The 17,703-nt window shown below is 64.8% G+C and carries 16 protein-coding genes; 11 read left to right on the top strand and 5 right to left on the bottom strand.

Going from position 1 to position 17,703, the window contains the following annotated elements; genetic code table 11:
- The first annotated feature begins 10 nt into the window (after nt 1–10).
- Nucleotides 11–445: a pseudoazurin gene (locus tag C2H86_RS22160; RefSeq protein WP_159409834.1), complete on the top strand. Its 435-nt coding sequence runs from the start codon at nt 11–13 to the stop codon at nt 443–445.
- On the top strand, nt 442–1,779 hold the full coding sequence (locus C2H86_RS22155) for an OprD family porin (RefSeq protein ID WP_159409833.1): 1,338 nt from the start codon (nt 442–444) through the stop codon (nt 1,777–1,779). The genes C2H86_RS22160 and C2H86_RS22155 overlap by 4 nt, the downstream gene beginning before the upstream one ends.
- Here the strand turns inward: C2H86_RS22155 and C2H86_RS22150 are convergent.
- Both C2H86_RS22150 and C2H86_RS22145 read right to left on the bottom strand, forming a co-directional pair.
- A complete protein-coding gene (locus tag C2H86_RS22150; RefSeq protein ID WP_159409832.1) occupies nt 1,765–2,076 on the bottom strand; it encodes a hypothetical protein in 312 nt (103 codons plus the stop codon). The genes C2H86_RS22155 and C2H86_RS22150 overlap by 15 nt on opposite strands.
- 105 nt (nt 2,077–2,181) lie before the next feature.
- Entirely contained in the window at nt 2,182–2,682 is a 501-nt protein-coding gene (locus C2H86_RS22145) for a GNAT family N-acetyltransferase (protein WP_159409831.1), read from the bottom strand.
- 109 nt (nt 2,683–2,791) lie between these two features.
- Between C2H86_RS22145 and C2H86_RS22140 the strand changes: the two genes are divergently transcribed.
- From C2H86_RS22140 to C2H86_RS22110, 7 genes are all read left to right on the top strand, one after another.
- The gene (locus tag C2H86_RS22140; protein WP_159409830.1) at nt 2,792–3,271 is read left to right on the top strand and encodes a hypothetical protein; all 480 of its coding nucleotides are present in this window, start codon (nt 2,792–2,794) and stop codon (nt 3,269–3,271) included.
- A gap of 104 nt (nt 3,272–3,375) precedes the next feature.
- The gene (gene uvsE, locus C2H86_RS22135; protein WP_159409829.1) at nt 3,376–4,395 is read left to right on the top strand and encodes a UV DNA damage repair endonuclease UvsE; all 1,020 of its coding nucleotides are present in this window, start codon (nt 3,376–3,378) and stop codon (nt 4,393–4,395) included.
- Nucleotides 4,396–4,538: 143 nt separating this feature from the next.
- The gene (locus tag C2H86_RS22130) at nt 4,539–5,315 is read left to right on the top strand and encodes a ParA family protein (RefSeq protein ID WP_159409828.1); all 777 of its coding nucleotides are present in this window, start codon (nt 4,539–4,541) and stop codon (nt 5,313–5,315) included.
- A gap of 64 nt (nt 5,316–5,379) precedes the next feature.
- A complete protein-coding gene (locus C2H86_RS22125; protein ID WP_159409827.1) occupies nt 5,380–5,790 on the top strand; it encodes a DUF2946 domain-containing protein in 411 nt (136 codons plus the stop codon).
- Between the two features lie 68 nt (nt 5,791–5,858).
- Nucleotides 5,859–8,009, top strand: a complete 2,151-nt coding sequence (locus C2H86_RS22120; protein WP_159409826.1) for a TonB-dependent receptor — start codon at nt 5,859–5,861, stop codon at nt 8,007–8,009.
- A 272-nt stretch (nt 8,010–8,281) separates the two neighbouring features.
- A complete protein-coding gene (locus C2H86_RS22115; RefSeq protein ID WP_240349628.1) occupies nt 8,282–8,923 on the top strand; it encodes a hypothetical protein in 642 nt (213 codons plus the stop codon).
- Nucleotides 8,924–9,071: 148 nt separating this feature from the next.
- A complete protein-coding gene (locus C2H86_RS22110; RefSeq protein WP_159409824.1) occupies nt 9,072–10,406 on the top strand; it encodes an MFS transporter in 1,335 nt (444 codons plus the stop codon).
- A gap of 135 nt (nt 10,407–10,541) precedes the next feature.
- Here the strand turns inward: C2H86_RS22110 and C2H86_RS22105 are convergent, their stop codons facing one another.
- Genes C2H86_RS22105 through C2H86_RS22095 form a run of 3 tightly spaced genes read right to left on the bottom strand, consistent with a single transcriptional unit; the run spans nt 10,542 to nt 16,153 of the window.
- A complete protein-coding gene (locus C2H86_RS22105) occupies nt 10,542–13,679 on the bottom strand; it encodes an efflux RND transporter permease subunit (protein WP_159409823.1) in 3,138 nt (1,045 codons plus the stop codon).
- A gap of 16 nt (nt 13,680–13,695) precedes the next feature.
- The gene (locus tag C2H86_RS22100; RefSeq protein WP_159409822.1) at nt 13,696–14,907 is read right to left on the bottom strand and encodes an efflux RND transporter periplasmic adaptor subunit; all 1,212 of its coding nucleotides are present in this window, start codon (nt 14,905–14,907) and stop codon (nt 13,696–13,698) included.
- Entirely contained in the window at nt 14,900–16,153 is a 1,254-nt protein-coding gene (locus tag C2H86_RS22095) for a TolC family protein (RefSeq protein WP_159409821.1), read from the bottom strand. The genes C2H86_RS22100 and C2H86_RS22095 overlap by 8 nt, the downstream gene beginning before the upstream one ends.
- 217 nt (nt 16,154–16,370) lie before the next feature.
- Between C2H86_RS22095 and aroQ the strand changes: the two genes are divergently transcribed.
- Complete coding sequence (gene aroQ / locus C2H86_RS22090; protein ID WP_159409820.1) at nt 16,371–16,820, top strand: type II 3-dehydroquinate dehydratase; 450 nt, start codon at nt 16,371–16,373, stop codon at nt 16,818–16,820.
- Entirely contained in the window at nt 16,817–17,665 is an 849-nt protein-coding gene (locus C2H86_RS22085; RefSeq protein ID WP_159409819.1) for a shikimate dehydrogenase, read from the top strand. Before aroQ ends, C2H86_RS22085 begins: the two co-directional genes overlap by 4 nt.
- Nucleotides 17,666–17,703 lie beyond the last annotated feature (38 nt).

Below are 17,703 nucleotides of genomic sequence, written 5' to 3'. Positions count from 1 at the left end.
AGTTCCCGCCATGTTTGTGCGCCCCGCCGCCGTGCTGCTCGCCACTGCACTTTCAACCGTCCCAGCCATTGCCGAAGTGCATGAAGTGAAGATGCTCAATCGCGGGGTGGCAGGTGCCATGGTCTACGAGCCAGATCATCTGCGTATCGATCCGGGCGACACGGTGCGCTTCCTGCCGACCCAGAGCGGGCACAACGCTGCCAGCGTACCGGGGTTGCTGCCAGCCGGGGCCGAGGCATTCAAGAGCAAGCTGAACCAGCCCTTCGAGCAGACCTTCAGCGTGCCTGGCCTCTACGGTATCCAGTGCATTCCGCACCTGGCCATGGGCATGGTGATGCTGATTCAGGTAGGCGAAGAACGTGCCTTCGCATTGCCCGCAGCGCTGCCAGCCAGGGCCCAGGCGCGCTTCGCAGCGCAGTTGCAGCAACTGGAGGCAGGCCAATGAAGCACCTGCTGCTCACCCTGTCGCTGGCAGGCCTGGCCCCGTACGCCCTGGCGGACTCGGCGCAGTCGCAAAGCAACGGTTTTATCGAAGACAGCAATTGGAACATCCTCAACCGCAGCGTCTACGACCAGCGTGACTACAAGCACGGTGGGCGCAACAGCAGCGCACGCAACGCTTACAAGCCACGCAACGAACGCAACGGCCTGGCCGAGGAATGGGCTTACGGCCTGATGGGCACGTTCCAGTCCGGTTTCACCCAGGGACTGATTGGCGTCGGCGTCGATGCCCACGCCTATCAGGGCGTGCAGCTCGACAGCGGCGGCGGCCGTGCGGGCAAGGCGCGCCTGCTGGGCGTGGACAACGATGGCCATCCAAAGAATGAATACAGCCGCGGCGGTGCGGCGCTGAAGCTGCGGGTATCCAATACCGTGCTGTCCTGGGGCGAACAGCGGGTGAAGACGCCGGTGTTCAGCTCCTCGGACAGCCGCCTGCTGCCCGAAACGGCCACGGGTTTCTTCCTGACCAGCAGCGAGATCGACACCCTCAAGCTGGTCGCCGGCCACTTCAACGAAAGCACCGATCGCAACGCATCCAGCCACGACCAGGGCTTCGTGGTGAACTACTCAGACGGCCGCCAGGGCAACAGCTTCGACCTTGCCGGCCTGGTGTGGAACCCCGGCGCCGCCTTCAGCGGCAGCCTGTACACCTCGCGCTACGAAGACACCTGGAACCAGCACTACCTCGGCAGCACCCTCACCCACGCCCTGGATGACCGCCGCAGCCTGAGCCTGGACCTCAACCTGTACCGCACCACCGACACCGGCAAGGCGCTGTCCGGGCGCATCGACAACACCACCTGGAGCCTGGTCTCGCGATACAGCCAGGGCCCGCACAGCGCCAGCCTCGGCTGGCAGCAGGTGGATGGCAACACGCCGTTCGACTACGTCACCCGCGGGGCGATCTACATCGCCAACGCCGTGCAGATGTCCGACTTCAACGCACCGAACGAAAAATCATGGCAGGCGCGCTATGACCTGGACATGGGCGGTTATGGCATTCCGGGGCTGAACCTGACTGCCCTGTATGTGCGCGGCTTCGATATCGACGGCACCCACGTCGACCCCAACGGCGGCTATGCCTACCTGGGTTATGGCAAGGGTGGCAAGCATTGGGAGCGGGACCTCGAGGCGCGCTACGTGGTGCAGAGTGGCAAGGCCAAGGGCACCACGTTCTCGCTGCGGCACAACGTGCACCGGGGCAACACGGCGCAGGCGGAGCTTGATGGCGACCAGATCCGCCTGGCGGTGGAATGGCCGTTGTCAGGCGGTTTCTGACAGCCCCCAGCCCTGCTTCTCCTGCTCGGTCAGCGTTGCCACGACAGCGGCAAACACCTCGTTGAACTCGGAGCTGACATTCTGGTGCACGCGATAGTTGCTCAGCAGGTAGCGCTTGACGGTCTTTGGCCAGCTGCCATCCTTGTGCGCCGCAATGATGATGCCCTTGGCATCCTGGTAATTGGCTGACGGCCTGACCTTGGTCAGCAGTTTCTCGAAATCGACATAGGTCCAGTCGTCCCTGCGGTTCTCGAACGCGTCGAGCAGGTCGAGTTTGTACAGCGCGAGATGTGCCATGGGCATCCTTCCTCTTTCATCGTGAAGGAGACGACGGTAAGCAAATCGCCCGGCAATTGAAATGAACGAGGTGGTGACGGTCAGCCGCAGGAAGTAGGAATGGTCCTACCTGGCGAGCCAGTGCTCCATGTGCGTCGTGCGCCACAGCGGGTCGTCTTCCACGTCAGTCAACGCAAAGCCCTGCCGCTCCCAGAAGCGGATCGCACCAGGCAAAAACGGGTGAGTATGCAGGTACAGGCATTCGACCGCAGCGGCACGGGCGTGCTCGCGCAAGGCGGCGAACAACTCCGCAGCCAGGCCATGACGGCGGTACTCGGGCACCACGAACAGGCGCACCACCTCGACCACCTGTTTGCCGTGGTAGTCGAGTTGGGCGAAGCGGTGGTCATAGGGCAGATAGCCGATGCCTGCGATCAACCGGCCTTGATCGCGGGCTTCCAGAAAATGGCCCTGGCCGTCCAGATAAGTCTCGGCAAAATGGGCCAGGTCCTTCGGCAATAGCGACCCGGCCAGCATCGGGAACAGCCCGCGACGGGCGTTGTCGATGAAGGCCACGACTTCGCTGATGCGCTCGTGAGTGGGCGGTTGGATGATCCAGTGGGTCATGGGCGTGGAAATGTGGTCTGAACGACGGGTTTTCTACCTCAGGGACTGATGGCTGGCAACCCGACACCGCTATAATCTCCCTTCTGCAAAACGCGCCCAAGGCCACCCCATGCCCCGCATCCAGAAGTTACTGTTGCCCTTGCTGTTCGTTACCGCCCTCGCCGCCTGCGACCAGAAACCCACCCGCGAAGAGCAGATCCTGGCCAACCTGCCGCTGCAGGAGGCCTACGACCACAACATCGAGCGCATGGCCGTGCTGCTCACCCGTACCCACCCGCAGCTGGATGCAGCCACCATCAGCAGTGTCCTGCGCAAGCACCTCACCGTCGAGGACCAACGCCAGGACCTGTTCAAGCTCTACAGCGAGAAGAACTTCAGCGATGCCGAGTTCGCCACCATCGTCGCCGCCACCCGCGACCCGGCCAAGGCCAAGGCGCTTGAACAGACCGAGGAAGGCAAGCGCCTGAGCGACAAGCTCACCGGGCTGATGCGCGAGACGGCGCGGGATGAGAAGGTGCAGGCACTGGCCGAGCAGCGCATGCAACAGGTGGAGGATGAACTGGAAGAGCTTGAGAAGCCGGGCTCCTGATTTGCCTGCATGGTACCGGCTGCGCCGGTGTTCGTGGCACAGGTTGAACTGATCGTTCACTCGGCTGACGTGTCCAACGATCATTCAAGACCTGGAGACCAACCATGCCCCGTCTGGGCTTCGCCTGCATGTACCGCCACCCTCACCGCAGCCTGTCGGTGAAAGAGCTTGAGGCCATCGAACGCGCCTTCAACCCGCGCACCACCACGCTGCGCTGGCTGGCCAGTGCCACCCAGGAAGCAGCCCGAGCGAAGCTGCTGGAGCTGGTGCAGCACAACCTCGACGCCCAATTGCGCCTGCTGGCCTACGTCAGTGAACTGCCGCCGATGCTGCGCATGGTGCGCCTGAGCAGCGACCTGCTGCCGCTCTACAGCCACCCCAGCGTAGGGCCGATCTGTCGCGACAGCGAGTTCCAGGCCCTGATGGCCGAACGCTTTGCGGCCATTGGCAAATTGGCCCGCGCCCAGGATATCCGCTTGTCATTCCATCCCGGTCAGTACTGCGTGCTCGGCTCGGACCGCCCCGAGGTAGTGGAGAACAGCCTGGCCGAATTCGAATACCACGCCGACATGATCCGCATGATGGGCTTCGGTCAACGCTTTCAGGACTTCAAGTGCAATGTGCATATCGCCGGGCGCCTCGGCGCAGCCGGGGTACGCCAGGTGTGGCCAAGGTTGTCGCAGGTGGCGCGCCACGTGATCACCTTCGAGAACGATGAGAAGACCTACGGCGTCGACGACTGCCTTGCACTGGCCGACCTTGCGCCGGTGGTGCTGGACATTCACCACTGCTGGATCCACGAGGGCGACTACATCGATCCCCACGACCCGCGCGTGGCGCGGATCATCGACAGTTGGCGAGGTGTGCGGCCGACGATGCACTACTCGCAGCCGCCGGAGAGCTTGCAGGCACTGGGCTTCGGCGCTGACAGCAAGCTGACCATCCCGGCGTTGCTGGAGAAGGTAAACAAGCGAGACCTGTATCAGCACAGCGCGCAAATGTGGAACGACTGGACCAACCGCTACGCCCTGCAGTTCATCGATCGCTTCGACATCATGTTCGAGGCCAAGGACAAGAACCTGGCGACCCTGGATTTCTACCGGCGATATGTCGAGCGGACATGACCGCAGAAACACCGCGACAGAGCGCTTGCGGTTCGAAAAAGATGAACTTAACTATTGTTTCAAGAGCTGTCATAAATCTGTCGTGTTTCAGTCATAGGATTGACCCCAACCTGACATTTTCTCTCTTCATGGATGAACGTCTCATGCGTCGTGTGGTTTTCAATCAGAAAGGTGGCGTGGGCAAATCGAGTATCGCCTGCAACCTAGCCGCGGCCAGTGCCGCCGAAGGCTATCGCACATTGCTGGTCGACCTCGACCCCCAGGCCAACGCCACCTACTACCTCACCGGGCTGACCGACGACGCCATCCCCGCCGGCATCGCCGACTTCTTCCGCCAGACCCTCTCGCCGGTCACCGCCGCTGGCAAGAAGCACCGCGTGGCGATCACCGAAACCCGCTACGACAACCTGCACCTGGTGACGGCCAGCCCCGACCTCAGCGACCTGCAGAGCAAGCTGGAGAGCAAGTACAAGATCAACAAGCTGCGCAAGCTGCTGGCGGAGCTGGGCGAAGACTACGAGCGGATCTACATCGATACCCCGCCGGCGCTGAACTTCTACACCTTCAGCGCCCTGGTGGCCGCCGAACGTCTGCTGATCCCGTTCGACTGCGACAGCTTCTCGCGCCAGGCGCTGCTCAGCGTCATGGCCGAAGTCGAGGAACTGCGCCAGGACCACAACCCGGCACTGCAGGTGGAAGGCGTGGTGGTCAACCAGTTCGCCGGGCGCACCGCGCTGCACCAGACCCTGGTCGAGCAGTTGCGCGACGAGGGCATGCCGGTGCTGCCGGTGTACCTCAGCAGCTCGATCAAAATGCGCGAATCGCACCAGGTTTCGGTGCCGCTGGTGCACATGGCGCCCCGCCACAAGCTGGCGCAGGAGTTCGTCGAGCTGCTGGACGTGCTCGAACGCGCCGCCTGAACTGCGACAACACGCCACAGCCAGGCACTACCCTGCCGTTCGTCCGGGTGATAGATTCGCCGCCATGAAAATCACCCGGCACACTCGCACGCTGACTGCCTGGACGCTCTATGCCAGCGTCCTGTTCAGCCTGTTGCTGTGTGGCCTGCACCATGGCCAGATGGGCGGACTGCGCCTGGCCGGCCTGGAAGGTGGCTTCTGCTCGATCAACAGCGAGCACGGCGTGGCCATCGACCTCGACGGCGCCGGTGGCGACCAGCACATGGCCCAGCTCGACTGCCCGGTGTGCTCCTCGTTCGGCCTGGCCGTGCCGCTGGCCAGCAGCAGCTGGTCGTTCAGCCCTGCACACGCCACTGCCACCTCGCCCATCGTCGTGCGCAGCTGGGCGCAACCGCCGCCCCGTTACCAACGCCCTGCTCTCACCCCCCGCGCTCCCCCTGTCGTCCTCCCCGCAGCCATCACTCATTTCGCCTGACTTCAGCCGGGCGCGCCTGCCTGCGCGCTCGCCGTCAGCCATGACCTTTGCGTGGAAGACATAACAACATGCTCCGCAATACCTCCCTGGTGCTCCTCATGGGCACCTGCACCTTTGCCTGGGCGGACGATGCCGCCGTCGAACTCAACGCCACCACCATCGATGGCGAGCGCGATGCACCCTCCGGTGTGCAACTGGACGTGCCCATCAGCACCGGCTCGCGCCTTGGCCTCACCGCGCGGGAAACCCCCGCGTCGGTCAGCGTATCGGACCGCCGCATCATCGAAGAACGCGGCGCCAAGGACAGCCAGGATGTGATCAACGCCATGACCGGCGTGAACGCATCGGCCAACCCCGGCTATGGCGGTTTCGTCAGCTACCGCGGCTTCACCCAGAACCAGGTGACCCAGCTCTACAACGGCATCAACCTCGGCTACAGCAGCGCCACCCGGCCGGTGGACGCCTGGGTGCTGGACCGCGTCGAGCTGCTCGGCGGGCCATCGTCCTTCCTGCATGGCGCAGGCGCCGTGGGTGGCTCGATCAACTACATCACCAAGACCGCCAGCCGCGACCAGCAGATCATCGATGGGCGCGTACGCTACGGCAGCTACGACGACTCGGAAGTGGCCTTCGGGATCAACCAGGCACTGGCCAGCAACTCGGCCGATGCCCGCCATTTCATGCGCCTGGATTTCAGCCACACCGGCAGCAATGGCTACATCGACCGTAACCAGCGCAAGACCGACAGCCTGGCGTTTTCCCTACTCAGCGACCTGACGCCCGACCTGACCCACACCCTGGCGCTGGAATACCAGGAGGACCGCGAAGACAGCCCCTATTGGGGCGCGCCGATCCTGCCGGGGCGCAGCACCATGAAGATCGACAACAGCCGCCGCTTCGAGAACTACAACGTCGCCGATGGCCGCTACGAGCAGCGGGTGCGCTGGCTGCGCTCGATGCTCGATTACCAGGTCAACGACAGCACCAGCGTGCACAACACCCTGTACCACTACAGCGCCCAGCGCGACTACCGTAACGTCGAGCGCTACAGCTACACCGGCGACGGCAATGTGCAGCGTGGCAGCCCTTACCTGCAGCGCCATGAGCAAAGCGTGCTGGGCGACCGCATCGAACTGCGCCACGACAACCAGCTGTTCGGTCTGGCCAGCCAGTGGTCGCTGGGCCTGGACTACTCGCACATGCGCCAGACCGTGTACCCGACGTCCGGGAGCTGGACCGATGTGGTCGACCCGGACCACTTCGACCCGGGCAGTTTCTACGACATCCCCGGGGTGAACGCCGGGCTGACCAAGCAGCGCCGGCATGTCACCAGCAACCGCGCCGTGTTCGCCGAAAACCGCCTGCAACTGACCGAGCGCCTGGCCTTGCTCACGGCCCTGCGTTACGACTACCTGGACATGGAGGTGACCAACTACGGCGCGGTGACACCGACCTCGCCAGCGTTCTTCGAGCGGCGCTGGGAACCGCTGTCCGGTCGCGTCGGCCTGACCTACGAACTGACGCCGTCGGCCAGCCTCTATGCCCAGTACAGCACCGCCGCCGACCTGCCAGCCGGTTCGCTGGCAGCGGCCACCTACGCCAACGTCGGCACCTTCGACCTGTCCAAGGGCGAGCAATGGGAAGTGGGCAGCAAGTTCGACTTCCTCGAAGGGCGAGGCGCGGCGACCGTGGCCTTGTACCAGATCGTGCGCAAGGACTTTGCCGTGCGCGATTCGAGCAACCCCAACCTGACCGTTCAGGCCGGGCAGCAGACCTCCCGCGGGGTCGAGTTGTCCGGGCGGCTGCAGGTCACGCCAAAGCTGCTGGCCGAGGGCAACTACGCCTATGTCGACGCGCAGTACGATGAATTCAACGAAGCGGTCAACGGCGTGTCGGTATCGCGCAAGGGCAATGCCCCGGTCAACGTGCCGGCCAATGTCGCCAACCTGTGGCTGACCTACAGCTTCACCTCGGCCTGGGCGGCGGGGGTGGATGCGCGCTATGTAGGTTCGGTGTACGCCGACAACGCCAACACCCTCAAGGCGCCTGCCTATACCTTGTTCGGCACCTTTGCCCGCTATCGGCTGGATGAACACACCACGATCACCGGGCGGGTGCGCAACCTGACCGACGAGGTGTATGCCAAGCAGGCCTATGGGCTGCAGTACTACATGGGGGCACCGCGCACGTTCGAGGTGGCGGTGGACATGCGCTTCTGACGCTCAAGTCTATGCCGGCTATCGAGCCGGCATAGACTTTAAGAAATTTCCTACCTCACTTGCGTCTCAAGTCCTAGTCCGGCATCAGTGATAATGTGCAACCTCATCCACGCCGGCACATGAAGCACCGGCTCAGGCAACTCAAGGACGCCCCTTTGTTGAAATCGCCTTCTCTCGCTCTTTTGGCTGTAGCCATGTTCCTGTTGACTGGCTGCCAAAGCCGTGTCGCTCCTGCAGTGGATCCACAGGTCCGTCAAACCTTTGTAAGCGACATGCAGCAGGCCTTGAAACTCGGCATCGCCACAGCAGACACCGACAAGCAGGTCGGTGTGGTTATGCTGACGGTCTTCCTCGACCGGTATTCTGCACCTACCAGTTGCAAGGCCAGCAAGGCCCCGCTCAAGTACGAGATGCAACTACCCGCCGACGTGAAGCGCTCGGACTTCAAGTCACTGGCCAGCCTGGTCGAGGCGCAGTGCTGGAAGACCATCTACCCTGTGGTACCCGATGGGCTACGTGAAGTCGATGGTACCGTGGAGGTACGCGCACCGATGTTCGTGCTGCTGCCGGCGGCCACACAGGCACCCGGTACGCCGCGGCGCCAGGCCAACGCGCAACGCGAGTACTTTTGGCAGCACCTGCTGCGCGACCAGCCGGTGAACAGCATCGGCAGGGTCTCGGTGTACTATCAGGCCAACGCGCAAGGCAAGGTCGAAGACTGCCTGGTGCAGATCTACCCGCACCCGCTGCGGCCCAACGATTTTCGCCTCGACGGCAAGTTGCAGGCGCAGCTCAACAGCCGTTGCCTGGCCATGGACCTGAGCCGCCTGCCGGGCTTTTCGGCAGACATGCACGGCGTGGCCAAGGGCTACAGCGAGCTGGAGTACGCGCCGTGGCGAGTCGGCCGGCAATAACCGCCTGCGGTCGAAACAGATATCCCGATGTCGCCCTGAACGAAGCGCCCCACCGCGCTCCTCGGTCTACTGGCCCTGATAACAACGATGGCGCGCCTGAGCGCGCCACATTCATCCAGGCTGCCTATGGAAACCGGAGAGCTTCCGTATGTCTGCATCGCATGAGGTATCCCCCGCCACTCTGCGCAGGGTCATCGCCGCCTCGGCCATCGGCAACTTCGTCGAATGGTTCGACTTCGCCGTCTATGGCTTCCTCGCCACGCTGATCGCCAGCCAATTCTTCGCCAGCGAAGATGCCAGCGTCGCCCTGCTCAAGACCTTCGCCGTGTTTGCCGTGGCCTTCGCCTTGCGCCCGCTCGGCGGCATCGTGTTCGGCGCACTCGGCGACCGCCTGGGGCGCAAGCGCATCCTGTCGCTGACCATCCTGCTGATGGCCGGCTCCACCACCTTGATCGGCCTGCTGCCGACCTATGCCAGCATCGGCCTTGCCGCTCCGGTGCTGCTGACCCTGGCGCGCTGCCTGCAGGGCTTCTCCGCCGGTGGTGAATACGCCGGCGCCTGCGCCTACTTGATGGAACATGCGCCACGGAACAAGCGTGCGTTCTATGGCAGCTTCGTGCCGGTCTCGACCTTCTCCGCCTTTGCCTGTGCGGCGGTGATCGCCTATGGCCTGGAGGCCAGCCTGTCGGCCGAGGCCATGGCGGCCTGGGGCTGGCGCATTCCGTTCCTGGTGGCCGCGCCGCTGGGGCTGGTGGGCTTGTACCTGCGCTGGCGCATGGAGGAAACCCCGGCATTTCGCGAGGCCGTCGCCCAAGGCAAGGAGCATGAACATTCGCCGCTCAAGGAGACCCTGCGCCACCACGGCCGGGCGATTCGCAACCTGGGCATGTTCATCTCGCTGACAGCGCTGTCGTTCTACATGTTCACCACTTACTTCGCCACCTACCTGCAACTGGTCGGCAACCTGACCCGGGCGCAGTCGTTGCTGGTGACCACCGTGGCGTTGCTGTTCGCGGCCGTTGGCTGCCCGCTGGCCGGAGCCTTTTCGGACCGGGTCGGGCGGCGCAAGACCATTGGCTTCACCTGCCTGTGGGTGATGGTTTGCGTGTTCCCCGCTTACTGGCTGGCCAGCTCCGGGTCGATGTCGGGGGCGCTGCTGGGGGTGATCCTGCTGGCGGTGGGAGCTCTGTGCAGTGGCGTGGTGACGGCGGCGTTGCTGTCGGAAAGCTTCCCGACCCGTACCCGCTATACCGCTTCGGCGATCACCTACAACGTGGCCTACACCTTGTTTGGCGGTACTGCGCCGCTGGTAGCGACCTGGTTGATCGGGCAGACCGGCAGCAGCCTGGCGCCGGCGTTCTACCTGGTAGTGATTGCGCTGGTGGCGCTTGTGGGCGGGTTGGCGTTGCCGGAGACATCGCGGATATCGTTGCATGATGAAGCTGGGGTTGATGTGAGCCCGGCAGTCCGCGCTTCGAGCTGAGACCCCTGGGGCTGCTTTGCAGCCCATCGCCGGCAAGCGCGGCTCCCACAGGTACAGCGCCATGCTTGAGGCAGATGCTGTACCTGTAGGAGCCGCGCTTGCCGGCGAAAGGGCCGCGAAGCGGCCCCGGCGATGTCAATCCTCTTCGCGCCTGTATGCCCATTGATACAAGGCCGGCAACACCAGCAAGGTCAGCGCCGTAGACGACAGGATCCCGCCAATCACCACCGTCGCCAGCGGCCGCTGCACCTCGGCCCCGGTCCCTGTCGCCAAGGCCATCGGAATGAACCCCAACGACGCCACCAACGCGGTCATCAACACCGGCCGCAAGCGCGTCAAAGCCCCCTCCTCGACCGCCGCACGCAAACCGCGCCCTTCCTCTCGCAGGCTGCGGATAAAGGCAATCATCACCAGGCCATTGAGCACCGCCACACCTGACAAGGCAATGAAGCCCACCCCTGCGGAAATCGACAGCGGGATATCCCGTAACCACAGCGCCAGCACCCCGCCGGTCAAGGCAAACGGAATGCCGGTGAACACCAGCAGGCCGTCCTTGAGGTTGTTGAACATCATCAGCAGCAACGCCATCACCAACAACAGCGAAACCGGCACCACCACCCGCAGCCGCTCGGCCGCCGACTGCAACTGCTCGAACTGCCCGCCCCAGCGGGTCCAGTAACCCGCCGGGATCTGTACCTGCTCGCGCAAGACCTGCTCGGCCTGCTCGACGAACGAGCCAAGATCACGCCCACGCACGTTGGCGCTGACCACCACCACGCGTTTGCCATCCTCGCGGCTGACCTGGTTCGGCCCCAGTTGCAGGTTCAACGTGGCCACCTGCGACAGCGGGATGAAGCCGATCTGTGCCGCGCCGGCCGCTGCGCTGGCGGGTACCGGAATCAGCAGGCTGCCCAGGCCATCGACATCGGTACGCAGGGTTTCGGGCAGGCGCACCACCATGTCGAAGCGGCGATCGCCCTCATACAGCGTGCCCGCCGTGCGCCCGCCAACGGCAATGGCAATGGCGTCCTGCACGTCACCCACATTCAGGCCATGACGTGCGGCCTTGTCGCGGTCGATGTCGATGGTCAGCACCGGCAGGCCGGTGGTCTGTTCGACCTTCACTTCCGAGGCGCCGGGCACCTGTTGCAAGCTGCTGGCGATCTGCGCGGCGGTGCGGTTGAGCACGTCCATGTCATCACCGAACACTTTCACCGCGACATCGCTGCGCACACCTGAAATCAGCTCGTTGAAACGCAACTGGATAGGCTGCGACAGCTCGTGGTTGCTACCCGGCACGCTGGCTGCAGCGCGCTGGACCTCGGCAATCAGTTCCTCGCGCGGCTTGCCAGGGTCGCCCCACTGCTCGCGCGGGCGCAGCATCACGTAGGCATCGGAGATGTTCGGCGGCATGGGGTCGGAGGCGATCTCGGCGGTGCCGGTGCGGGCGAACACCCGCTCCACTTCCGGCACCTGGGCGACGATCGCCTGCTCCAGGCGCTGTTGCATGTCCACCGACTGCGACAGGCTGGTGCCTGGCACGCGCAGTGCCTGCAAGGCGAAATCGCCTTCGCTGAGGCTGGGGATGAACTCGCTGCCCATGCGGCTGGCCACCACCCCGGACAGCAGCACCAGCCCCGCAGCGGCGGCGAACGCCAGCTTGCGCCGCCCCAGCACCCAGTCGAGCACCGGCGCATAACGCTGGCGAGCGGTGCGCATGACCACACCCTCTTCCTCCTTGACCTTGCCGGTGACGAACAGCGCGATGGCCGCCGGCACGAAAGTCACCGACAGGATCATGGCACCCAGCAGTGCCATCACCACGGTGAAGGCCATCGGGTGGAACATCTTGCCCTCGACCCCAGTCAGGGCAAAGATCGGCAGGTACACCACCATGATGATCAGTTGCCCGTAGATCAGCGGCCGACGCGCCTCGCGGGCAGCGGCGAACACCTCGTGGAAGCGTTCGGCACGGGTCAGCATGCGGCCATGGCGCTGCTGGGCATGGGCCAGGCGGCGGATGGCGTTTTCGACGATCACCACCGCACCATCGACGATGATGCCGAAGTCCAGGGCGCCGAGGCTCATCAGGTTGGCACTGACCTTGTTGCTGAACATGCCGGTGAAGGTGAACAGCATCGACAGCGGGATGACCATGGCCGTGATCAGCGCAGCGCGGATGTTGCCGAGAAACAGAAACAGCACGGCAATCACCAGGATCGCGCCTTCGACCAGGTTCTTCTTCACCGTGGCAATGGCCTTTTCCACCAGGTGGGTACGGTCGTAAACCGTCACTGCGACCACGCCCTCGGGCAGATTGCGGTTGATCTCGGCGAGCTTGGCCGCCACCGCCTGGGACACCGTGCGGCTGTTCTCGCCAATCAGCATGAATACCGTGCCCAACACCACTTCGCGGCCGTTCTCGGTGGCCGCGCCGGAGCGCAGCTCTTCGCCCAGGCCGACCTGCGCGACGTTGCTGACGCGGATCGGCGTGCCGTCGACGCTGGAGATGACGATGTTGGCGATATCCTCGGCCGTGGCGACCTGCCCCGGCGCACGGATCAGCAACTGTTCGCCGTTGCGCTCGATGTAGCCAGCGCCGACGTTGGCATTGTTGCGTTCCAGCGCCGCGATCAGGTCGTTGAGGGTGAGCTTGTAGGCCGCCAGCCGCTTGGGCTCGGGGGCGATCAGATACTGCTTGGCGTGGCCGCCGATGCTGTTGACCTCGGCGACGCCGGGCACATTGCGCAACTGCGGCTTGATGATCCAGTCCTGAATCACCCGCAGGTCGGTTGGCGTGTAGGGGGTGCCGTCGTCCTTGAGCGCGCCCTGCTTGGCCTCCACGGTCCACAGGAAGATTTCCCCCAACCCCGTGGAGATCGGGCCCATGCTGGCCTCGATGCCTTCGGGCAATTGCTCGCGAGCTACCTGCAGGCGCTCGTTGACCAGTTGCCGGGCAAAGAAGATATCGGTGCCATCGTCGAAGATCACCGTCACCTGCGACAGCCCCGAGCGCGACAGCGAGCGGGTCTGTTTAAGGCCCGGCAGGCCAGCCATGGCGGTCTCGATGGCGAAGGTGATGCGCTGCTCGGTCTCCAGCGGCGTATAGCCCGGCGCAGCGGTGTTGATCTGCACCTGAACGTTGGTGATATCAGGCACCGCATCGATCGGCAGTTTCTGGTAGCTGTGGATGCCCACGGCAGCCATCAGCACCACGGCGAGCATCACCACCAGGCGCTGCTCGATGGCGAATTGGATCAGGCGTTCGAACATGCAAGCGTCCCCGCGATCAATGGCTGTGCTCGGCAGAAGCCTTGCCGAGCTCGGACTTGAGGACAAAGCTGCCGGCGGCAGCCACCTGGGTGCCGGCCGCCAGGCCTGCGGTGATCTCCACCTGGCCAGCGTCGCGACGGCCAGTTTTCACCGGGCGGGCCTCGAAACCTTCGTCGGTGCGGGCGAACACCACGGTCTGCTCCTCCCAGCTCTGCAACGCGCTCTCGGGCACGACCACGGCAGCGTTGAAGCGCTCGACATTGACCGCGATGTTGACGAACAGCCCGGGGCGCCAGGCACCGTTGGGGTTGGCCAGGGTGGCGCGCACGGTGGCGGCGCGGTTCTGCTCGCCCAGCAAGCTGCCGACGTAGTTGACCTTGCCCTCGACTTCGGCGCCGAGGTCCGGTGCGCTGACGGTCACGCTGCGCCCGCTGGTAACCCGGGCCAGGTCGCGGGGTGCGACGGCGAAAGTGGCCCAGACCCGGCTCAAGTCGGACAGGGTGAAGGCATTGCTGGTCTCGTCGACCACTTCGCCCACGGTCAGGTGCTTTTCCACCACCACGGCATCGAAGGGGGCGCGCAGTTCGTAGCGGTTACCGGCACCGGCCGGGCCGACCGCAGCCACCTTCTGCCGGGCATTGGCCAACGCGATCTCGGCCTCTTGCAGGGCCTGGCGCGCCTGCAGGTAGTCCTGCTCGGCGCTGATGCGCTCCTGCCACAGTTGCTGCTCGCGCTGGAAGGTCAGGCGCGCCAGTTCGAGGCGGCGCTGGGCGGCCTGCTGTTCGCTGCGCAGGTCGGAGATCTGCTGGCTGGCGATCACCGCCAGCACCTGGCCGCGCTTGACCGACTGGCCAAGCTCGGCCTGCACCGCCTCGACCACCCCTGGCACCCGTGGCACCACGTGGGCCGTGCGGTCTTCATCGAAACGGATCTCGCCGGGGAAGCTGATGGCGGTGCCCAGTTCGCGGGGGGCGGCGGCGGCCAGCTGGATACCGGCCGATTCAATCTGGGCGATCGACAGGTGCAGTGCGCCTTCCTTTTCCTGATGTTCTTCTCCAGCTTCCTCAGCATGGCCGTGGCTGTCCTCGCCATGATCGTCGTGGCGGGACTCTGTTGTACTGGCTTGGCCTTTGCCGGCCTGGCCAAGGTTGCCGGTCCAGGCCAGGACACCCATGCCGAGAACCGCAATGGCAGCGGCCAGAAGGGCAAGTTTGCGGGGGTTAGTCATTGTTGCTCCTGCTGCTCGAATTTTTGCTCAAACCATCAAGGTCGCCGTAGATCCGCTCGACCTGTGCCCGGGCATCGGTTGCCGCGGCCAAGGCCTCCAGGTACAGCCCGCGCGCGTCGATCAAGGTGCGCTGGGCATCGAGCACGTCGAGGAAGGCGAACTTGCCCATCTCGAAGCCGCGGGTGGCGGTGTCCACGGCCTGCTGCGCCGACGGCAGGATGGTGCGGTCGTAGGCCTGCACCTCCTGCATCGCCGTGCGCCACTGATCGACGGCGCTGCGGGTTTCGCTGCGCAGGCGCAGTTCGACCGCGTTGCGCAGGTCACGGGCCTGGTCGGCGCGGCGTGCGGCGGCCAGCACGTTGCCCTGGTTACGGTCGAACAACGGCAAGGGTATCGACAGCCCGACCACGTTGACCCGCTCGCGGTCCTCGCGGCTGTACTGGCTGCCGACGCTGACAGTGAGATTGGGAATGCGCAGGGCCTTTTCCGAGCCCAGCGACGCTTCGCCGCGCTCTACCTGAGCGGCTGCCAGGCGCCACTCGGCGGTGCGCTCGACCTGGCCGAGCAAGGCATCGGCTGAAGGTGCAACGCCAGGTGACAGGCTGGCCGCCGACAGCGTGTCGAAGGTCGCAAGCGGGCTGCCGGTCAAACGCGCCAAGGCCTGGTAGGCCACCGTGCGCTGGGTTTCGGCGCGGCGCACCTCGGCCTGGGCCTGGGCCAGTTGCACTTGGGCGCGGGTGGCTTCCACCGGTGACGACTGGCCGGCCGTGACCCGGCCCTGTACCACCCGCAGACCACGCTCGGTCAGCGCCTGCGACTGCTGCGCCAGTTCCACGGCAGTCTGCGCGCGCAGAGCGGCGTGATACGCCTGGACCACCTCGGCGCGCAGGCCATTGCGCTGGCGTTCGAGGCCCAGTTGGGCAATGGCCTGGCCGGCACCGGCCACCGCGATGCGCGCACCGCGCTTGCCGCCCAGCTCCAGTGGCTGGCTGAGGGTGACGGTACTGGTGCTGGTATCGCGGCGGGTGTCCTCCATTTCCCAGGCCAGTTCAGGGTTGGGGATCAACGCGGCCTGGCGCCGCTCGCCCTCGGCGATACCGATTTCGCGACCGGCAGCGGCCAGTTCAGGGTTGTTGGCGAAGGCGGCGCTCAGCGCCTCGGGCAGGCTCATGCCTGGCCCGGCCTGGGCGCTGGCAGTGGCGGCCAGCAACAGGCTGAGCAAGGCGATCTTGCGGGGGGTGGGCACTTAGGAAGTCCTCGTCGGCAAGCATTGGCGAGGGACTGTAAGGAGGGCTGGTTATCGAGGCGGTGGCGCGAACATTACAATTCCGTAATCCTGCGAGCTGCCTGAACAAGTCCGATAATCGCCCACTTTGCCTGGCTGCGACACCTGATCCAATTGACGAAATTAACCACCCGGTACAAACATAGAGGTATTCAACAACAACAAAGCGATGCTCGCCATGAAGCCCCTTATTCTCGTGCTCAACGGCCCCAACCTGAACATGCTGGGGACCCGTGAGCCCACCCAGTATGGCCACGAAACCCTCGCCGACCTGGCCCAGGGTTGCGCCGCCACGGCCCATGCCCACGGCCTGGAAATCGAATTCCGCCAGACCAACCACGAAGGTGAACTGATCGACTGGATCCACGCCGCCCGCGGTCGCTGCGCCGGTATCGTGATCAACCCCGGCGCCTGGACCCACACCTCCGTAGCCATCCGTGACGCCCTGGTCGCCAGCGAACTGCCGGTCATCGAAGTCCACCTGTCCAACGTGCACAAGCGCGAGCCGTTCCGACACCTGTCGTTCGTCTCGTCGATTGCCGTTGGCGTGATCTGCGGCCTGGGCAGCCACGGCTACCGCATGGCCCTGAGCCACTTTGCCGAGCTGTTCCAGGAGCCGCGCGCATGAGCCAGCCCGCCATCCTTGCCGGCCTGATCGGGCGTGGCATCCAGCTGTCGCGTACCCCTGCCCTGCACGAGCATGAAGGTGACGCCCAGCACCTGCGCTACCTCTATCGCCTGATCGATGCCGACCAGCTCCAGCTTGAGGACAGCGCCCTGGCGCAGCTGCTCGATGCCGCCCAGCACACCGGTTTTACCGGGCTCAACATCACCTACCCGTTCAAGCAGGCAATCCTGCCACTGCTCGATGAGCTGTCAGACGAGGCGCGCGGCATTGGCGCGGTGAACACCGTGGTGCTCAAGGATGGCAAGCGGGTCGGCCACAACACCGACTGCCTTGGCTTCGCCGAAGGCCTGCGCCGTGGCCTGCCGGATGTGTCGCGTCGGCGTGTGGTGCAGATGGGCGCTGGCGGCGCTGGCTCGGCGGTGGCCCATGCATTGCTGAGCGAAGGCGTCGAGCAACTGGTGCTGTTCGAGGTGGATGCGGCGCGCGCCCAGGCGCTGGTCGACAACCTCAATGGCCATTTCGGCGCAGGCCGGGCGGTGCTGGGAACGGACCTGGCGGTCGAGGTGGCCAAGGCCGATGGCCTGGTCAATACCACGCCGGTGGGCATGGCCAAGTTGCCCGGCACACCCCTGCCCGTGGCGCTGTTGCACCCGCGCTTGTGGGTGGCTGAAATCATTTATTTCCCGTTGGAGACCGAACTGCTGAAAGCGGCACGGGCGCTGGGTTGCCGCACGCTGGATGGCAGCAACATGGCGGTGTTCCAGGCAGTGAAGGCGTTCGAGCTGTTCAGTGGCAAACAGGCGGATGCCGAGCGGATGCAGGCGCACTTTTCCAGCTTCTCCTGACAGACCGCACCGCCTTCTTCGCGGGCAAGCCCGCGAAG

The organism is Pseudomonas putida (assembly GCF_009883635.2).
In the GTDB taxonomy this organism is placed as follows: domain Bacteria; phylum Pseudomonadota; class Gammaproteobacteria; order Pseudomonadales; family Pseudomonadaceae; genus Aquipseudomonas; species Aquipseudomonas putida_W.
Note: the sequence above shows the minus strand (reverse complement) of the source record. Positions and strands in the feature narration are given on the sequence as shown.

Excerpts from the sequence above, each read along its gene's own strand:
- C2H86_RS22115 (WP_240349628.1), top strand. The coding sequence starts at position 8,282 with ATGCAGCAGGCCTTGAAACTCGGCATCGCCACAGCAGACACCGACAAG.
- C2H86_RS22120 (WP_159409826.1), top strand. The coding sequence starts at position 5,859 with ATGCTCCGCAATACCTCCCTGGTGCTCCTCATGGGCACCTGCACCTTT.
- C2H86_RS22085 (WP_159409819.1), top strand. The coding sequence starts at position 16,817 with ATGAGCCAGCCCGCCATCCTTGCCGGCCTGATCGGGCGTGGCATCCAG.
- C2H86_RS22110 (WP_159409824.1), top strand. The coding sequence starts at position 9,072 with ATGTCTGCATCGCATGAGGTATCCCCCGCCACTCTGCGCAGGGTCATC.
- uvsE (WP_159409829.1), top strand. The coding sequence starts at position 3,376 with ATGCCCCGTCTGGGCTTCGCCTGCATGTACCGCCACCCTCACCGCAGC.
- C2H86_RS22140 (WP_159409830.1), top strand. The coding sequence starts at position 2,792 with ATGCCCCGCATCCAGAAGTTACTGTTGCCCTTGCTGTTCGTTACCGCC.
- C2H86_RS22130 (WP_159409828.1), top strand. The coding sequence starts at position 4,539 with ATGCGTCGTGTGGTTTTCAATCAGAAAGGTGGCGTGGGCAAATCGAGT.
- C2H86_RS22145 (WP_159409831.1), bottom strand. The coding sequence starts at position 2,682 with ATGACCCACTGGATCATCCAACCGCCCACTCACGAGCGCATCAGCGAA.
- C2H86_RS22100 (WP_159409822.1), bottom strand. The coding sequence starts at position 14,907 with ATGACTAACCCCCGCAAACTTGCCCTTCTGGCCGCTGCCATTGCGGTT.
- C2H86_RS22150 (WP_159409832.1), bottom strand. The coding sequence starts at position 2,076 with ATGGCACATCTCGCGCTGTACAAACTCGACCTGCTCGACGCGTTCGAG.
- C2H86_RS22105 (WP_159409823.1), bottom strand. The coding sequence starts at position 13,679 with ATGTTCGAACGCCTGATCCAATTCGCCATCGAGCAGCGCCTGGTGGTG.
- C2H86_RS22125 (WP_159409827.1), top strand. The coding sequence starts at position 5,380 with ATGAAAATCACCCGGCACACTCGCACGCTGACTGCCTGGACGCTCTAT.
- C2H86_RS22160 (WP_159409834.1), top strand. The coding sequence starts at position 11 with ATGTTTGTGCGCCCCGCCGCCGTGCTGCTCGCCACTGCACTTTCAACC.
- aroQ (WP_159409820.1), top strand. The coding sequence starts at position 16,371 with ATGAAGCCCCTTATTCTCGTGCTCAACGGCCCCAACCTGAACATGCTG.
- C2H86_RS22155 (WP_159409833.1), top strand. The coding sequence starts at position 442 with ATGAAGCACCTGCTGCTCACCCTGTCGCTGGCAGGCCTGGCCCCGTAC.